Source organism: Citrobacter sp. wls706 (assembly GCF_005281305.1).
Taxonomy (GTDB): Bacteria; Pseudomonadota; Gammaproteobacteria; order Enterobacterales; family Enterobacteriaceae; genus Citrobacter; species Citrobacter werkmanii.
In genome coordinates this window covers 498,338-515,811 of sequence record NZ_SZXG01000037.1, presented here as the reverse complement: position 1 = coordinate 515,811, position 17,474 = coordinate 498,338, and the positions used below count along the sequence as shown (strand labels likewise).

The following is a 17,474-nucleotide window of genomic DNA, read 5'->3' as shown; positions in this document are numbered from 1 at the left end:
GAAGCGTGCGACTTCTGACAACATTGTTGTTATCTCTGGCGGTGCTGGTCACCGCCGGGTGCGGTTGGCATCTGCGTAGTACTACGCAGGTTCCCCCCTCAATGAAAACCATGATCCTGAACTCTGGCGATCCGAACGGCCCGTTAAGCCGCGCGGTTCGTAATCAGTTGCGTCTGAACGGCGTTACGCTGCTTGAAGACGGTTCAATGCGTAAAGATGTGACGTCCTTACGACTGGGAGCAGTGAGTATCTCAAAGGATACCGCGTCGGTATTCCAGAACGGTCAAACGGCTGAGTACCAGATGGTGATGTCCGTAAGTGCTACCGTGCTGATTCCAGGACACGATATCTACCCCATCAGCACCAAAGTTTATCGTTCGTTCTTTGATAACTCTCAGGCTGCGCTGGCGAAGGATAACGAGCAGGACATGATCATCAAAGAGATGTACGACAAAGCGGCAGAACAGTTGATTCGTAAGCTGCCAAGCGTACATCTGGCCGACACTCGGTCCTCCAGTGCGGATGCCGAGCCAGCAGCGACGCCAGCCGCAGCGCCTGCGTCATCTCCAGCACGTGTTTCCACCACGCTGGGTAACTGATGCTCAAGTTGTACCCTGAACAACTCCGCGCACAGCTCAATGAAGGGCTGCGCGCGGCGTATTTACTACTGGGCAACGATCCCCTCTTATTGCAGGAAAGCCAGGATGCCATCCGTCTGGCTGCCGCAACGCAAGGATTCGAAGAACACCACGCTTTTACTCTGGACACCAGCACCGACTGGGGAGAAATATTTTCACTCTGCCAGGCGATGAGCCTGTTTGCCAGTCGTCAAACGCTGCTTTTGCAGTTGCCTGAAAATGGCCCCAATGCCGCCATTAACGAACAACTCGCGTCGCTGGTCACTCTGCTTCATGACGATCTGCTGCTGATTGTTCGCGGCAACAAACTGACTAAGACACAGGAAAACGGCGCATGGTATACCGGGCTGGCGAATAACGCGGTTCAGGTTAGCTGCCAGACACCGGAGCAAGCACAACTACCGCGCTGGGTTGCCGCGAGAGCGAAACTTAACAACCTGCAACTGGATGACGCAGCCAATCAGCTATTGTGCTATTGCTATGAAGGTAACCTGTTAGCTCTGGCGCAAGCACTTGAGCGGTTAGCATTACTGTGGCCTGATGGCAAACTCACGCTGCCTCGCGTGGAGAAAGCCGTTAACGATGCCGCGCACTTTACGCCATTCCACTGGGTGGATGCTCTGCTGATGGGCAAAAGCAAGCGCGCGCTGCACATCCTGCAACAGTTACGCCTTGAAGGCAGCGAACCGGTTATTTTACTGCGTACGATACAGCGCGAATTGCTGCTGCTGGTCAACCTGAAACGGCAGTCGGCCCATACGCCCTTACGCACGTTGTTTGATAAACATCGTGTGTGGCAAAATCGCCGTGGCATGATGGGGGATGCGCTTAACCGGCTAAATCCGGCACAGCTGCGTCAGGCGGTGACGCTGTTAACACGTACGGAAATTACGCTTAAACAAGACTATGGTCAGTCAGTGTGGGCAGAACTTGAGGGACTTTCCCTTTTGCTCTGCCATAAATCGCTGGCCGATGTTTTTATTGATGGTTGATATGAAATCATTGCAGGCTCTGTTCGGCGGCACCTTTGATCCGGTGCATTATGGTCATCTTAAACCGGTTGAAATTCTGGCGAATCTGATTGGCCTTTCCCGGGTCATCATCATGCCCAATAACGTGCCGCCACATCGCGCGCAACCCGAAGCGTCCGGCGAACAACGTAAGCGTATGGTTGAACTGGCCATTGCTGATAAGCCGCTGTTTTCTCTGGATGAACGCGAACTGAAACGCGATACCGCCTCCTACACCGCGCAAACGCTACAAGAGTGGCGCGAAGAGCAAGGTCCGGACGTGCCGTTAGCGTTTATTATTGGTCAGGACTCGCTGCTTACCTTTCCTTCCTGGCATGACTACCACACGATTTTGGGTAACACGCATCTTATTGTGTGCCGACGTCCGGGCTATCCACTCGAAATGGCGCAGGAAAAGCACCAGCAGTGGCTGGAGGATCATCTGACCCATTCGCCGGAAGACCTGCACAACCTGCCCTGCGGGAAAATTTACCTGGCCGAAACGCCGTGGTTTAATATCTCCGCCACGCTGATCCGCGAACGCCTGGAAAAAGGCGAGCCGTGCGACGACTTACTGCCAGGCGCTGTGCTTGACTATATCAATCAACAAGGGCTGTACCGCTAAGCGCCTTGCGTAATGCCGCCAGCAGTCGGTTATTCTCTTCCATGCTGCGAACGGCCACCCGATAATAACGCGTATCCAGTCCTGGATAGTTGGCGCAACTGCGGATCAAAACATGTTGTTCGAGCATGGCGCGTTGCAGATCAACATCCGCCCGATCGCAGCGTAATAAACGATAATTTGCCCGGCCGGGATACACCGTCAGGCCGGACAGAGCTTGCAACTGTTGATCAAACCGCGCCCCCTCTTGCTCCAGCCATTTCCACGTCGCCTGCTGATAGGCGCTATCGGGTAAAATAATCTCGCCTGCAAGGGCAGCAAACGCATTAATTGACCACGGCATTTGTTGGCTACGCATCTGTGCAACGGCGTGTTCGTTACTGTTGACCAGATACCCCAGGCGCAATCCCGGTATCGCATAGAATTTAGTCAGCGAGCGCAGAACCCAAATATGTGGATTCCCGTGCAGCAGCGGGATAAACCCCGGCTCACCGGCAATAAAATCAATAAATGCTTCATCAAGGATCAGAGTGATCCCAAGCTGCTCACAACGGGTAGCAATCTCGTGTAGCAGGTGGTTATCGGGCAGTAATCCGGTGGGATTGTTAGGTGTACAGAGAAACAGGCAGTCCAGTTCTGGGGTTAACGCATCGAGGATGGCCTCGGTAAGCTGCCAACCATCCTCTTCACGCAGCGCAAATTCATGAATCGTACCCCCCCCCCATTGCAACGCCCGACGATATTCCGCAAACCCGGGCGTGACGATCATCGCATGGCCTGGCTTGAGGCCATGCACCAGGGTAAAAATAGACTCGGTCTCACCGTTTCCGGCCAGGATCCACGAGGCCGGAATCTGATGATGATCCGCCAGTGCCGTATGCAGTTGAGCGTAATCGACATCCGGGTAACGCTCCGCGCTGTCCAGATTGTCGATGATCGCGCGTTTTAAACTTGCTGGCATACCCAGCGGGTTAATATTCGCGCTAAAATCCAGCAATTGTTCAGGCGAGATACCCAACAATTCGGCGGCTTCTCGGGTATTACCACCATGCGCGCTCTTCAATAAAGACATCGTGCCGCTCCACGTAAAAAAGGGTATTTTAGTGAAAAAACTCTGCGCAATCAGGGCAAACATCATATTTTGTGCGAATAGCTTCACGAGGAAAACATGAGACTCTGGTTAGTACGGCATGGCGAAACCGACGCCAATGTCGCCGGATTATACAGCGGCCACGCCCCCACTGCGCTAACGGAGCGGGGGATCGCACAGGCGCAAACAGTGGGCAAGCTGTTACATAATCTTCCCGTTGACAACGTGCTTTGCAGCGAACTCGAACGCGCCCGCCATACAACCCGGTTGATCTTAGGCGATCGCGACCTCCCGGTACGTATTATGCCTGAGCTGAATGAGATGTTTTTTGGTGACTGGGAAATGCGCCACCATCGCGATTTAGCACGTGAAGACGCTGAAAATTACGCCTTATGGTGTAACGACTGGCAGAACGCAACGCCAACAAATGGCGAAGGCTTTCAGGCATTTTCTCAGCGGGTTGAACGCTTCATTGCCCAGCTTGCCGATTATAAAGCGAGTCAAAATCTGCTGGTGGTGAGTCATCAGGGCGTGCTGAGCGTTTTGATTGCCCGCCTGCTGTCCATGCCGGCTGCGGCAATGTGGCATTTCCGCGTCGAACAAGGCTGCTGGAGCGCGATAGATTTATGTGACGATTTCGCGGTACTGAAAGTGCTTAACAGCCGAGCCGTATGGCATGACGGGGAGTGAATGCGCGGTTTTTTCTGCCGAAGGCCCTCTCTCCCATTGACACCCCCTGACAGGCTGTTATCCTCCGCAACCTGACTTTTCCCGCCTTTCAGAGCTTTGCAGAAATTGTTTTACAAAAATGGCGATGCATTCTGTGGCGTGGGGTGGGATGATAGCGCACTTCAAAAGCGCTTTCGGAGACATTTGTCCCGATATCGCCTCTGGTTCAGGTATACTAACAGACGTTTTTAACTCTTTTCACCCAGGGGGAACACTTGCAGGGTAAAGCACTCCAGGATTTTGTAATCGACAAAATTGATGACCTGAAAGGTCAAGACATCATCGCCTTAGACGTTCAGGGCAAATCCAGCATCACTGATTGCATGATTATCTGCACTGGCACGTCCAGCCGTCACGTTATGTCCATCGCAGATCACGTTGTTCAGGAGTCCCGCACTGCCGGCCTGCTGCCGCTCGGCGTGGAGGGCGAGAACGTCGCTGACTGGATCGTCGTTGACCTCGGCGATGTGATTGTCCACGTGATGCAGGAAGAAAGCCGTCGCCTGTATGAACTGGAAAAACTCTGGAGTTAATGCGTGAAGCTGCAACTTGTCGCTGTGGGTACGAAAATGCCTGACTGGGTACAAACAGGATTTACCGAGTATCTGCGTCGGTTTCCGAAAGATATGCCCTTTGAGCTGATCGAAATCCCGGCAGGAAAACGCGGCAAGAACGCGGACATTAAACGCATTCTCGACAAAGAGGGTGAGCAGATGCTGGCCGCCGCAGGCAAGAACCGCATCGTCACCCTTGATATTCCGGGCAAACCCTGGGACACGCCGCAGCTGGCGACCGAACTGGAGCGCTGGAAACTGGACGGCCGCGACGTCAGTCTGCTGATCGGCGGGCCGGAAGGTCTGTCTCCCGCTTGTAAAGCAGCGGCGGAACAAAGCTGGTCACTCTCTGCGTTAACCCTTCCTCACCCTCTTGTTCGGGTTCTGGTAGCGGAGAGTCTGTACAGGGCGTGGAGCATTACCACCAACCATCCTTATCACCGTGAGTGATCATTGATTCTTGAGTAGATTAAGCAGCGGATGAAACTACAGAATTCTTTTCGCGACTATTCGGCTGAGTCCGCGCTGTTTGTGCGCCGGGCGCTGGTCGCTTTTTTGGGGATTTTGCTGCTGACCGGCGTGCTGATCGCCAACCTGTATAATCTGCAAATCGTTCGTTTTACTGATTATCAGACACGTTCGAACGAGAACCGCATTAAACTGGTACCTATTCCTCCCAGTCGCGGCATTATTTATGACCGCAACGGAATTCCGCTTGCCCTTAACCGCACCATTTATCAGATTGAAATGATGCCGGAGAAGGTAGACAACATTCAGGATACGCTCGACGCGCTGCGCAACGTCGTAGATCTGACGGACGACGATATTGCCGCGTTTAAAAAAGAACGCGCCCGTTCACACCGCTTCACCTCTATTCCGGTAAAAACCAACCTGACGGAAGTTCAGGTCGCACGGTTTGCCGTTAATCAATATCGCTTTCCTGGCGTTGAAGTCAAAGGCTATAAACGCCGCTACTACCCTTACGGTTCCGCCCTAACCCACGTGATTGGCTACGTATCGAAGATCAACGATAAAGACGTGGACCGCCTGGACAAAGACGGCAAACTGGCTAACTACGCGGCGACGCACGATATCGGTAAGCTCGGTATTGAACGCTATTATGAAGACGTGCTGCATGGACAGACCGGCTATGAAGAAGTTGAAGTCAACAACCGCGGTCGTGTCATTCGTCAGCTTAAAGAGGTCGCGCCGCAGGCCGGGCATGATATTTATCTCACGCTGGATTTGAAGCTCCAGCAGTATATTGAAACGCTGTTGGCGGGGAGCCGCGCCGCCGTGGTGGTCACCGACCCGCGTACCGGTGGCGTTCTGGCGCTGGTCTCCATGCCAAGCTACGACCCCAACCTGTTTGTGGATGGCATCTCCAGTAAAGATTACTCCGGGTTGCTCAATGACCCGAATACCCCATTGGTTAACCGCGCCACGCAAGGCGTTTATCCTCCAGCGTCGACGGTTAAGCCTTACGTTGCGGTTTCTGCGTTAAGCGCAGGCGTCATCACTCGCAATACCGGTCTGTTCGATCCGGGCTGGTGGCAGTTACCCGGCTCTGAGAAACGTTACCGCGACTGGAAAAAGTGGGGTCACGGCCACCTGAACATCACCCGCTCTCTGGAAGAGTCCGCGGATACGTTTTTCTATCAAATCGCCTATGATATGGGGATAGACCGGCTTTCCGAGTGGATGAGCAAGTTTGGCTACGGTCAATATACGGGCATCGATCTTGCCGAAGAACGTTCCGGAAACATGCCAACCCGTGAATGGAAGCAAAAACGGTTTAAAAAGCCATGGTACCAGGGTGATACCATTCCGGTCGGCATCGGTCAGGGTTACTGGACGGCAACCCCTATCCAGATGAGTAAAGCGCTGATGATCCTTATCAACGACGGTTTGGTAAAAGTCCCGCATCTGCTGATGAGCACTGCAGAAAACGGCAAGCAAGTCCCATGGGTGCAGCCGCACGAACCGCCCGTTGGCGATATTCATTCCGGTTACTGGGAAATCGCCAAAGACGGTATGTACGGCGTCGCTAACCGCCCTAACGGGACTGCACATAAATATTTCGCTGGCGCGCCATACAAAATTGCGGCGAAATCCGGTACCGCACAGGTCTTTGGCCTGAAAGCTAATGAAACCTATAACGCGCATAAAATCGCCGAACGTTTACGTGACCACAAGTTAATGACGGCCTTCGCACCTTACGATAACCCCCAGGTCGCTGTCGCCATGATCCTTGAAAACGGCGGTGCGGGTCCGGCTGTAGGGACGATTATGCGCCAGATCCTTGACCACATTATGTTGGGCGACAACAACACCAATCTGCCTGCGGAAAACCCAGCGGTTGCAGCAGCTGAGGACCAATAATCGTGACGGATAATCCGAACAAAAAAACATTTTGGGACAAAATCCACATCGATCCCACAATGTTACTTATTTTGCTGGCTCTGCTGGTCTACAGCTCGCTGGTCATCTGGAGCGCCAGCGGCCAGGATATTGGCATGATGGAGCGTAAGGTCGGTCAGATCGCGATGGGCCTGGTCATCATGGTGGTGATGGCGCAAATTCCGCCCAGGGTTTATGAAGGTTGGGCGCCCTATCTCTATATCTTCTGCATCATTCTGTTGGTGGCGGTTGACGCCTTCGGCGCTATTTCCAAAGGCGCCCAGCGCTGGCTGGATTTGGGTATCGTGCGCTTTCAACCTTCTGAAATCGCCAAGATTGCCGTGCCGCTGATGGTCGCACGCTTCATCAACCGCGACGTCTGCCCGCCATCGCTAAAAAATACCGCGATTGCGCTGGTGCTGATTTTTATGCCCACGCTGCTGGTTGCCGCTCAGCCTGACCTCGGCACCTCAATTCTGGTTGCCCTTTCTGGTCTGTTTGTCCTGTTCCTTTCTGGTTTAAGCTGGCGTTTAATCGGTGTGGCAGTCGTTTTGGTCGCCGCGTTTATTCCGATACTGTGGTTCTTCCTGATGCATGACTACCAGCGTCAACGCGTCATGATGTTACTCGACCCTGAAACCGATCCGCTGGGCGCGGGCTATCACATTATTCAGTCTAAAATTGCTATTGGTTCCGGCGGATTACGCGGTAAAGGCTGGCTGCACGGTACGCAGTCGCAGCTTGAGTTTTTACCCGAACGCCACACTGACTTTATCTTCGCCGTCTTAGCGGAAGAACTGGGTCTGGTGGGAATCTTGATTTTGCTGACGCTGTACATTTTGCTGATTATGCGCGGGTTGTGGATCGCGGCTCGCGCACAAACCACCTTTGGTCGCGTCATGGCGGGTGGTTTAATGTTGATATTATTCGTTTATGTCTTCGTAAATATTGGTATGGTGAGCGGTATTCTCCCTGTGGTTGGGGTTCCACTCCCACTGGTCAGTTACGGAGGCTCAGCACTGATCGTGCTGATGGCCGGGTTCGGGATTGTTATGTCGATCCACACCCATAGAAAAATGTTGTCGAAAAGCGTGTAAGGGGTACGCAATGCGTAAGCAGTGGCTTGGTATCTGCATCGCAGCAGGAATGCTCGCGGCGTGTTCGAATGATGATGGTCAGCAACAGGTTGCTGTCGCGCCGCAGCCTGCGGTGTGTAATGGTCCGATTGTTGAAATCAGCGGGGCCGATCCGCGCTTTGAACCCCTGAACCCAACGGCGAATCAGGACTACCAGCGTGATGGTAAGAGCTACAAAATAGTCCAGGATCCCTCCCGCTTTAGCCAGGCCGGGCTTGCCGCTATTTATGATGCGGAGCCTGGAAGCAATTTAACCGCGTCTGGTGAAGCGTTTGATCCAATGCAGTTGACCGCTGCGCACCCGACGCTGCCGATCCCAAGCTATGCCAGAATCACCAACCTGGCAAACGGCAGGATGATCGTCGTGCGCATTAACGATCGCGGCCCTTATGGCAACGATCGCGTAATTTCACTTTCACGTGCCGCCGCCGATCGACTGAACACGTCTAACAACACCAAAGTGCGTATCGACCCGATCATCGTCGCTCAGGATGGTTCATTATCCGGACCGGGTATGGCCTGTACGACCGTGGCGAAACAAACCTATGCCCTGCCCGCTCGCCCTGATTTAAGCGGTGGTGGCACTATGTCTTCCGCACCGGATGCGGGCCAGCCGCAAAATGACATCCGTCCTATCAGCAATTCCACGCTGAAAAGCGAGGATGCCAGCGGTGCGCCAGTCAACAGCAGTGGTTTCCTCGGCGCGCCGACAACGCTTGCAGCTGGTGTGCTTGAAGGCAGTGAACCCACGCCTGCACCACAGCCTGTAACCACCACTCCCGCGGCATCAACTGCCCCGGTAACCGCGCCAGCGACCGTTGCCGCGCCAGCCGCTGCGACCAACGGACGCTATGTCGTTCAGGTCGGTGCCGTTAGCGATCAAACCCGAGCGCAGCAGTATCAAAAGCGCTTAAGTCAGCAGTTTGGCGTCCCAGGACGGGTAGTGCAAAACGGCGCGGTATGGCGTATTCAGATGGGGCCATTCGCCAGCAAAACTGAAGCCTCCTCATTGCAGCAGCGTCTTCAATCCGAGGCACAATTACAGTCCTTCATCACCGGCATGTAATAACGTAAACCGGGTATCTGAATTGTCAATTTCCGTAAATGACATTAACAAAGTCACGCGGAAAGTCAGATGCCTGCCCGTTATGCATTTGCTATAGTAGGGCACTTTTTTTAATTTCATCACGGACGTCGTAGTTCAGACCATGAAGACCACTTTTTCCGCTCGTTTCGTGCAGCGTATGGCGCTCACCGCGGCTCTCTGCGCAGCTACTCTCTCTGCTGCACATGCCGATGACCTGAATATTAAAACCATGATCCCCGGCGTTCCGCAGATCGATGCGGAGTCGTATATCCTGATTGATTACAATTCAGGTAAAGTTCTGGCAGAACAGAATGCTGACACTCGCCGCGACCCCGCCAGCCTGACCAAAATGATGACCAGCTACGTCATCGGCCAGGCGATGAAAGCCGGGAAGTTCAAAGAAACCGATCTGGTCACCGTCGGCAATGACGCATGGGCTACGGGTAACCCGGTCTTTAAAGGTTCATCGCTGATGTTCCTCAAGCCAGGCATGCAGGTTCCTGTCTCTCAGTTGATCCGTGGTATTAACCTGCAGTCCGGGAACGACGCATGTGTGGCGATGGCTGACTTCGCTGCCGGTAGCCAGGACGCTTTCGTCGGCCTGATGAACAGCTATGTGAACGCGCTGGGTCTGAAAAACACCCACTTCCAGACCGTTCATGGTCTTGATGCTGACGGTCAGTACAGTTCAGCCCGCGATATGGCGATGATTGGTCAGGCGCTGATTCGCGATGTGCCTAATGAATACTCTATCTATAAAGAAAAAGAGTTCACCTTTAACGGCATTCGTCAGTTAAACCGTAACGGTCTGCTGTGGGATAACAGCCTGAATGTCGACGGTATCAAAACCGGTCACACCGATAAAGCTGGCTATAACCTTGTTGCATCCGCAACCGAAGGCCAGATGCGTCTGATCTCCGCCGTAATGGGTGGCCGCACCTATAAAGGTCGCGAAACCGAAAGCAAAAAACTGCTGACCTGGGGCTTCCGTTTCTTCGAAACCGTCAACCCGCTGAAAGTGGGTAAAGAATTTGCCTCAGAACCCGCCTGGTTTGGTAACACCGATCGCGCATCGTTAGGTGTCGATAAGGATGTCTACCTGACCATTCCTCGCGGCCGTATGAAAGATCTGAAAGCAAGTTATGTGCTGAACACCACTGAACTGCACGCGCCGCTGCAGAAAAACCAGGTTGTCGGTACTATCAACTTCCAGCTTGATGGCAAAACCATCGAGCAGCGCCCACTGGTCGTGCTGCAGGAAATCCCGGAAGGCAACTTCTTTGGGAAAATCATTGATTACATTAAATTAATGTTCCACCACTGGTTTGGCTAAAAATCGAACACTTGAAAGTGTGATTTACGTCCCCATATACTAGGTATCCAGATAACTCCCACGCGCTGTGGGAGTTATTATTTTTTGATGTAACGCCGGAGCTGACATGAAAACCAAACTTAACGAACTGCTTGAATTCCCTACTCCATTTACTTACAAAGTAATGGGGCAGGCGTTGCCTGAGCTGGTTGATCAGGTGGTTGAAGTGGTACAGCGCCATGCGCCAGGTGATTACTCTCCGACGGTAAAACCGAGCAGCAAAGGCAACTACCACTCGGTCTCTATCACCATCACTGCTACACACATTGAGCAGGTTGAAACGCTGTACGAAGAATTAGGTAATATCGATATCGTACGCATGGTGCTGTAAAACCTGTCGGTTACCCGCTGCATCCCCGCTCGGGTAACCTCTTCCTCCTGTGATATACTTTTCCCCTCTTTAACATTCTCTACTCTGTGTGAGTATCTACGGAGATGCCGTTTTGTATCAGGATAAAATTCTGGTCCGCCAGCTCGGTCTTCAACCTTACGAGCCAGTCTCTCTGGCCATGCACGAATTTACCGATACCCGCGATGAAAACAGTCATGATGAAATCTGGCTGGTAGAGCATTATCCTGTCTTTACTCAGGGTCAGGCAGGTAAAGCCGAGCACGTACTGATGCCGGGAGATATTCCGGTGATTCAGAGCGATCGTGGTGGTCAGGTGACCTACCACGGACCGGGCCAACAGGTCATGTATGTGCTGTTGAACCTGAAACGCCGCAAACTGGGTGTTCGCGAGCTGGTTACGCTGCTGGAGCAAACTGTCGTCAATACCCTTGCGGAAATTGGCATCGACGCCCACCCGCGAGCCGACGCGCCTGGCGTTTATGTCGGTGAGAAGAAAATCTGCTCATTAGGGTTACGTATTCGTAAGGGATGTTCATTTCACGGCTTAGCGCTCAACGTGGATATGGACCTGTCGCCTTTCCTGCGTATCAATCCTTGTGGTTATGCCGGAATGGAGATGGCAAAAGTATCGCAATGGGATAGCGCGGCCACCACTGAGAGCATTCGCCCACGCCTGCTGGCCAACATTCTGGCGCTGTTGGGTAACCCACCGCACGAATACGTTGCGGACTAAAAATGCGGTCATACTTTGCCACGGCATATGTTGTGGCAAATGGCACAAAACAACAACTATTTTACATTTTGCCAGCCTGTCAGGCTGCTTTCTGGCCCGTTTCAATGATATACTGCGTATCACTAATTCAAAAATAGTTGATAAATGCAACATTCCCTTGAATTGAAACGCTTTCCTTCGTAATTCGCAACTGGAACACGCAAGCTATGAGTAAACCCATTGTGATGGAACGCGGTGTTAAATACCGCGATGCCGATAAGATGGCTCTTATCCCGGTTAAAAATGTGGCAACAGAGCGTGAAGCCCTGCTGCGTAAACCGGAATGGATGAAAATAAAACTGCCAGCGGACTCCACTCGCATCCAGGGCATCAAAGCGGCAATGCGCAAAAACGGCCTGCACTCTGTCTGCGAAGAAGCTTCCTGCCCTAACCTGGCTGAATGTTTCAATCACGGAACCGCAACCTTTATGATCCTCGGCGCAATCTGTACACGCCGTTGCCCATTCTGTGACGTTGCCCATGGCCGTCCGGTTGCGCCTGATGCCAACGAGCCGTTGAAACTGGCTCAGACGATTGCGGACATGGCGCTGCGCTATGTCGTCATTACCTCCGTTGACCGTGACGATCTACGTGACGGCGGCGCTCAGCACTTTGCTGACTGCATCACCGCTATTCGCGAGAAAAGTCCGTCGATTAAGATCGAAACTCTGGTGCCTGACTTCCGTGGTCGTATGGATCGCGCGCTGGATATTCTCACGGCCACACCGCCGGACGTATTTAACCACAACCTCGAAAACGTACCGCGTATTTACCGTAACGTACGTCCGGGAGCTGACTACAACTGGTCGCTGAAGCTTCTGGCGCGTTTCAAAGAAGCGCACCCGGAGATCCCGACTAAATCGGGTCTGATGGTAGGTCTGGGTGAAACCAATGCCGAAATCATTGAAGTCATGCGCGATCTGCGCAGCCATGGCGTGACCATGCTGACGCTGGGGCAGTATTTACAGCCGAGCCGCCATCACCTGCCAGTGCAACGCTACGTCAGCCCGGATGAGTTCGACGAGATGAAAGCCGAAGCCATGGCGATGGGCTTTACCCATGCAGCCTGCGGCCCATTCGTTCGTTCTTCATACCACGCTGACATGCAGGCCAAAGGGCTGGAAGTGAAGTAATCGTGTAATACTCACTTACATTTCAGCAATAAAAAAACCGGCAAATTGCCGGTTTTTTTCATACAGAGCACACAGTAAGAGCATCATGCTCCTGACATTACTCTTTATGAGAGAGCTTTTCCGCCTGAACGCTACCATCAGCCTCTTTTCTGGCATCGGCATTATCGTCGTTCATCGCTTTCTTAAAGCCCTTAATTGCCGTTCCCAGGTCTCCACCCAGTGTACGTAACTTCTTGGTACCAAACAGCAGAACGACCAGTGCGGCAACCACCAGCAGTTTGGTAATACTAATCTCACCCATAGATACCTTCTTAACTTAAACCAGGCTGCATAAAGCGCCATATTAACCTGAGAATATTAACGGCCTTTCGACGCGCGCACACAATAGCAATCTGTAACAAGGTGAATCAAGCCTTGTTTAAAAAAACGTCATAATAATTGCGGTGGCGCAAAGCGTCGGTTACTTAATACCGGAAGTTGGGCCCTGACCTGCTTCACCCGCTCTGCTGAAACCTCGGCCATAATCAGCGCCGGCGTTTCTGCCGCGGCGGCAATGGTCACGCCAAAGGGATCGATGACCCGGCTTTGACCAATGTTCTTATTACCACATTCTCCTGCCGCAATAACATAGCAAGTGGCATCCAGGGCTCTTGCCGCCAACAATGTTGCCCAGTGATGCTCTTTTAGTGCTCCCCGCACCCATGCGGCAGGTAAAGCGAGTATGTCTGCCCCCTGCAGAGCGTGCGCTAACGCCAGCTCAGGGAAACGCAGGTCATAGCAGGTCATCAACCCTACCTTTAATCCGTCTACGTCCAGCAGCGGCGCTATGGCGTCTCCAGCATCGACATTCCGCGACTCCTGAATCGCGAACGCGTCGTAAAGATGCAATTTTGCATAATGGGCAACCACCCGGCCTCCCCGTAACGCCACCAACATGTTAAATGCCCGGCCTGGCACAGAAGGAACATGAATCGTCAGGATTGTCGTCATCTCATTTTGCGCGCTTTCCTGGAGTAAACGTGTCAGGAACCCACCCTCCAGCAATTGTGCTGACTTTACTGACAGGTCAGGGTCAATATCGTTACGGGCCAGCAACGCCTCCGGTAATACCAACAACGATACTCCCTCTCCTGCGGCCTGAGACATCAATGATGCACAGGTTTCTGCATTCCTTTCCCACGAAGGTCCCACGGCAAACTGCCCTGCTGCAACGAACATATTCCCTCCAGAAAAGTTTGTCAGGCTCGCCAACAACGATTATTCAGCGTTACACTCACCCTATATACAATCAAATAGCAGGATTTAGCAGTGTTACAACTTCTTTTAGCGGTTTTTATCGGTGGTGGTACAGGTAGCGTAGCAAGATGGATGTTGAGCATGCGCTTCAACCCACTGCATCAGGCTATTCCATTCGGTACACTGGCGGCAAACTTACTTGGCGCGTTTATCATTGGTATGGGTCTGGCGTGGTTTAATCGTATGACAAACATCGATCCAATGTGGAAGGTTCTGATTACTACCGGCTTTTGCGGCGGGCTGACAACGTTCTCCACCTTCTCGGCAGAGGTCGTATTTTTACTTCAGGAAGGACGCTTTGGCTGGGCTATGGTGAATGTGCTGGTTAATCTACTGGGATCATTTGCGATGACCGCTCTGGCATTCTGGCTGGTTTCTGCCTCTCCCGCACATTAGAGCGAAAAAAACCCGCAATTAAGCGGGTTTTGAATGCTTGCTGTCGTATGCTTACAGAGCGATTACGTTTGCAGCAGAAGGGCCTTTGGCACCGTTAGTGATTTCGAACTCTACGCGCTGACCTTCAGCCAGAGTTTTAAAACCATTGGTCTGGATTGCAGAGAAGTGTACGAACACGTCTTTGCTGCCATCTTCCGGAGTAATGAAACCGAATCCTTTGGACTCATTAAACCACTTAACGTTACCTTTAATCTTAGACATCAAAATTACCTTTACATGAAAAATAGACACAAATGCTGTGTCGGGTATCAGTACAACAATTGTGGTGCGCTTTGTCCAGTCGAACTTTATCAAAAAGTGATAAATGTCGCGTTATTTTTCAGTGAGAGTTGCCATCTATCTGTTTTTTAATGATTTTTAATACCTGACTGACACTACAGGCAGCCTATCAAAACTGGAAGCGTAACCACGCAAAGTAGACGTTACCATTGTTATAGGTTCCTGGAATGTAGGTCATCTGGAACGTTGCCGGACCATAACCAATTGACGCCAGCGGTAACAGCACCGGCACGGGTATGTAGTTCCAGTTATCGCGCGCGGTAAAGCCAGCAGTAAAGCCAAGGCCGGTATGGAAGTTTTCATCAGGCAGCGGACGCCATGTTTTCTCCCAGCCGTAGCCGCCAATCGGTTCCCATTTATTGTAGGAATCCTTAAAGGCCATAATATAAAGCCCGTGCCAGTTTCCTTTATCATCCCAGCGGGATTGGCCAAATCCTGCCCCCCAAGGTCGCTCGTTGTAGCGATCCGTTTTTTCTTTATCGTAAGCAAAACGGGCATGCCAGGTAATAGCCGGTACATACAGATCATAATGTTCCGGCTGCTGCCAGGTTTCACTGACATTATCTTTAAACGTGGCAAACCAGCCTTTATCTTCAGCAGCCCCCTGGGGAATGAAAGCTAACTGAATAAAAAGAAATGAAAAAATGAGAAAATATCGTTTAGCGACAATCACAACTTAATTACCATCCTGGGAGTTATTAGCAATTGTAGCAAACTCAACCTTAATGTTAACTTAACAAAAATGCGCAAGTAAAAAATCAGAATATTCTTTGGATAATGCTTATAAGATGATTCCCCTCTATTTACTGGGCTTTATTACAGGAATAAGTTTCTCTTAATTGCTATTAAATTGTTCTTTTCAAACGTGACAAGCAAATAAAGAAACAACAATTTAACATTTTAATATCAAAATACACACAACAGCAATGCGTTTCACAGTTTTTGCCGGGGAGATTCTTTTTTAAACCACGATGTTGAAAAAACAGTCTGGCCATCGGTTGAATCCGTATTTTTATTGATTTCAATCAGCAATAGTTATCGGTTTATTAGGCACATTCTGTCACCACTTTTTACTTTTTTTAGTTTTTTTACTTTCTGGGCAGCAATGCGACAGGGGAAACAATGTTGACATTTATTGAACTCCTTATTGGGGTTGTGGTTATTGTGGGTGTGGCGCGCTACATCATCAAAGGTTATTCCGCCACCGGCGTACTGTTTGTTGGCGGTCTGGTTTTGCTGATTATCAGTGCGGTGATGGGACATAAAGTTCTGCCTTCCAGCGCAGCAACGACGGGCTATACTGCTACAGACATTGTTGAATACATTAAAATTTTGCTGATGAGCCGCGGTGGCGATCTCGGCATGATGATTATGATGCTGTGTGGTTTTGCCGCCTACATGACGCATATTGGCGCGAACGATATGGTCGTTAAGCTGGCCTCCAAACCGCTGCAATATATCAACTCACCTTATCTGTTGATGATTGCCGCCTATTTTGTCGCCTGTCTGATGTCGCTGGCAGTCTCGTCAGCTACCGGCCTGGGCGTATTGCTGATGGCAACGCTGTTCCCGGTTATGGTAAACGTTGGGATCAGCCGTGGAGCCGCGGCGGCCATATGTGCCTCCCCCGCTGCAATCATTCTTTCACCGACGTCCGGTGATGTGGTGCTGGCGGCAAAAGCCGCAGAAATGCCGTTGATTGATTTCGCGTTTAAAACCACGCTGCCAATCTCCATTGCCGCCATCATTGCTATGGCGATCGCACACTTTTTCTGGCAGCGCTACCTGGATAAAAAAGAGAACATTTCTCACGAAATGTTAGACGTGGCAGAAATCACCACTACCGCGCCGTCTTTTTACGCCATCCTGCCGTTTACACCGATCGTAGGCGTCCTGATTTTTGATGGTAAATGGGGTCCACAGCTGCACATCATTACGATTCTGGTACTGTGCATGCTCATCGCCGCCGTTCTGGAATTTATTCGTGGATTCAACACTCAAAAGGTGTTTTCAGGTCTGGAAGTCGCTTACCGTGGCATGGCGGATGCCTTTGCTAACGTAGTTATGCTGCTTGTTGCAGCGGGTGTTTTTGCCCAGGGGTTGAGCACCATCGGCTTTATTCAGAGTCTGATCTCTATCGCCACCTCGTTTGGCTCAGCAAGCATTATTCTGATGATGGTGCTGGTGATCCTGACGATGCTGGCGGCAATGACTACAGGCTCCGGTAACGCCCCGTTCTATGCTTTCGTTGAGATGATCCCTAAGCTGGCACATTCTTCCGGCATTAACCCGGCTTATCTTGTTATCCCGATGCTTCAGGCTTCTAACCTTGGGCGCACAATTTCCCCGGTCTCCGGCGTGGTTGTGGCTGTCGCAGGGATGGCGAAGATTTCTCCGTTCGAAGTGGTGAAACGTACCTCGGTTCCGGTACTGGTCGGACTGCTGGTGGTGATTATCTCCACCGAAGTGATGGTACCAGGCTCTTCTTCAGCCGTTGTTGGCGGCTGACTTTCAGCGAAATGTAGGCCGGATAAGGCATTTACGCCGC

The 17,474-nt window shown here is 51.7% G+C and carries 20 protein-coding genes; 15 read left to right on the top strand and 5 right to left on the bottom strand.

The window, feature by feature from the left end:
* Window positions 1–5: 5 nt before the first annotated feature.
* The 3 genes from lptE to nadD are packed head-to-tail and all read left to right on the top strand — an operon-like array spanning window position 6 to window position 2,273.
* On the top strand, window positions 6–599 hold the full coding sequence (lptE, locus tag FDW92_RS18980; protein WP_042309805.1) for an LPS assembly lipoprotein LptE: 594 nt from the start codon (window positions 6–8) through the stop codon (window positions 597–599).
* Entirely contained in the window at window positions 599–1,630 is a 1,032-nt protein-coding gene (gene holA / locus FDW92_RS18975; protein ID WP_042309806.1) for a DNA polymerase III subunit delta, read from the top strand. Before lptE ends, holA begins: the two co-directional genes overlap by 1 nt.
* 1 nt (window position 1,631) lies before the next feature.
* Complete coding sequence (gene nadD, locus FDW92_RS18970; protein WP_094301021.1) at window positions 1,632–2,273, top strand: nicotinate-nucleotide adenylyltransferase; 642 nt, start codon at window positions 1,632–1,634, stop codon at window positions 2,271–2,273.
* On the opposite strand, the gene cobD is transcribed toward nadD, so the two are convergent.
* Complete coding sequence (gene cobD / locus FDW92_RS18965) at window positions 2,248–3,342, bottom strand: threonine-phosphate decarboxylase CobD (protein WP_042310168.1); 1,095 nt, start codon at window positions 3,340–3,342, stop codon at window positions 2,248–2,250. The genes nadD and cobD overlap by 26 nt on opposite strands.
* 96 nt (window positions 3,343–3,438) lie before the next feature.
* On the opposite strand from cobD, the gene FDW92_RS18960 reads away from it, so the two are divergent.
* From FDW92_RS18960 to lipA, 10 genes are all read left to right on the top strand, one after another.
* Window positions 3,439–4,050, top strand: a complete 612-nt coding sequence (locus FDW92_RS18960) for an adenosylcobalamin/alpha-ribazole phosphatase (protein ID WP_042309809.1) — start codon at window positions 3,439–3,441, stop codon at window positions 4,048–4,050.
* A gap of 254 nt (window positions 4,051–4,304) precedes the next feature.
* Window positions 4,305–4,622: a ribosome silencing factor gene (gene rsfS, locus FDW92_RS18955; RefSeq protein WP_003022728.1), complete on the top strand. Its 318-nt coding sequence runs from the start codon at window positions 4,305–4,307 to the stop codon at window positions 4,620–4,622.
* A 3-nt stretch (window positions 4,623–4,625) separates the two neighbouring features.
* Entirely contained in the window at window positions 4,626–5,093 is a 468-nt protein-coding gene (gene rlmH, locus FDW92_RS18950; protein ID WP_003022725.1) for a 23S rRNA (pseudouridine(1915)-N(3))-methyltransferase RlmH, read from the top strand.
* Between the two features lie 30 nt (window positions 5,094–5,123).
* Window positions 5,124–7,025, top strand: coding sequence for a peptidoglycan DD-transpeptidase MrdA (gene mrdA, locus FDW92_RS18945; protein ID WP_042309811.1), 1,902 nt, complete (start codon window positions 5,124–5,126; stop codon window positions 7,023–7,025).
* Between the two features lie 2 nt (window positions 7,026–7,027).
* Window positions 7,028–8,140 (top strand): peptidoglycan glycosyltransferase MrdB, encoded by a 1,113-nt coding sequence (gene mrdB, locus FDW92_RS18940; protein ID WP_006685529.1) that lies wholly within the window; start codon window positions 7,028–7,030, stop codon window positions 8,138–8,140.
* A gap of 10 nt (window positions 8,141–8,150) precedes the next feature.
* Window positions 8,151–9,245: an endolytic peptidoglycan transglycosylase RlpA gene (gene rlpA, locus FDW92_RS18935; RefSeq protein ID WP_042309813.1), complete on the top strand. Its 1,095-nt coding sequence runs from the start codon at window positions 8,151–8,153 to the stop codon at window positions 9,243–9,245.
* Window positions 9,246–9,387: 142 nt separating this feature from the next.
* Complete coding sequence (gene dacA, locus FDW92_RS18930; RefSeq protein WP_038638745.1) at window positions 9,388–10,599, top strand: D-alanyl-D-alanine carboxypeptidase DacA; 1,212 nt, start codon at window positions 9,388–9,390, stop codon at window positions 10,597–10,599.
* Window positions 10,600–10,705: 106 nt separating this feature from the next.
* Entirely contained in the window at window positions 10,706–10,969 is a 264-nt protein-coding gene (gene ybeD, locus FDW92_RS18925; protein WP_003022706.1) for a DUF493 family protein YbeD, read from the top strand.
* Between the two features lie 112 nt (window positions 10,970–11,081).
* Window positions 11,082–11,723 carry a lipoyl(octanoyl) transferase LipB gene (gene lipB, locus FDW92_RS18920; protein ID WP_042309816.1) on the top strand — a complete coding sequence of 214 codons (642 nt, stop codon included), beginning with the start codon at window positions 11,082–11,084 and terminating at the stop codon, window positions 11,721–11,723.
* Between the two features lie 206 nt (window positions 11,724–11,929).
* Window positions 11,930–12,895: a lipoyl synthase gene (lipA, locus tag FDW92_RS18915; RefSeq protein ID WP_042309819.1), complete on the top strand. Its 966-nt coding sequence runs from the start codon at window positions 11,930–11,932 to the stop codon at window positions 12,893–12,895.
* 97 nt (window positions 12,896–12,992) lie between these two features.
* On the opposite strand, the gene tatE is transcribed toward lipA, so the two are convergent.
* Together tatE and FDW92_RS18905 are read right to left on the bottom strand one after the other, a co-directional pair.
* Window positions 12,993–13,196 carry a twin-arginine translocase subunit TatE gene (tatE, locus tag FDW92_RS18910; protein ID WP_042309820.1) on the bottom strand — a complete coding sequence of 68 codons (204 nt, stop codon included), beginning with the start codon at window positions 13,194–13,196 and terminating at the stop codon, window positions 12,993–12,995.
* Window positions 13,197–13,324: 128 nt separating this feature from the next.
* Complete coding sequence (locus FDW92_RS18905; protein WP_042309822.1) at window positions 13,325–14,113, bottom strand: deaminated glutathione amidase; 789 nt, start codon at window positions 14,111–14,113, stop codon at window positions 13,325–13,327.
* Window positions 14,114–14,203: 90 nt separating this feature from the next.
* Here FDW92_RS18905 and crcB point away from each other — a divergent pair, with 90 nt between their 5' ends.
* Window positions 14,204–14,587 (top strand): fluoride efflux transporter CrcB, encoded by a 384-nt coding sequence (gene crcB, locus FDW92_RS18900; RefSeq protein ID WP_003831281.1) that lies wholly within the window; start codon window positions 14,204–14,206, stop codon window positions 14,585–14,587.
* Window positions 14,588–14,638: 51 nt separating this feature from the next.
* On the opposite strand, the gene cspE is transcribed toward crcB, so the two are convergent.
* Together cspE and pagP are read right to left on the bottom strand one after the other, a co-directional pair.
* The gene (cspE, locus tag FDW92_RS18895; RefSeq protein WP_000034825.1) at window positions 14,639–14,848 is read right to left on the bottom strand and encodes a transcription antiterminator/RNA stability regulator CspE; all 210 of its coding nucleotides are present in this window, start codon (window positions 14,846–14,848) and stop codon (window positions 14,639–14,641) included.
* Window positions 14,849–15,035: 187 nt separating this feature from the next.
* On the bottom strand, window positions 15,036–15,599 hold the full coding sequence (gene pagP, locus FDW92_RS18890; protein WP_038638726.1) for a lipid IV(A) palmitoyltransferase PagP: 564 nt from the start codon (window positions 15,597–15,599) through the stop codon (window positions 15,036–15,038).
* Window positions 15,600–16,048: 449 nt separating this feature from the next.
* Here pagP and dcuC point away from each other — a divergent pair, with 449 nt between their 5' ends.
* Window positions 16,049–17,434 (top strand): anaerobic C4-dicarboxylate transporter DcuC, encoded by a 1,386-nt coding sequence (gene dcuC, locus FDW92_RS18885; RefSeq protein WP_042309823.1) that lies wholly within the window; start codon window positions 16,049–16,051, stop codon window positions 17,432–17,434.
* Window positions 17,435–17,474: the final 40 nt, after the last annotated feature.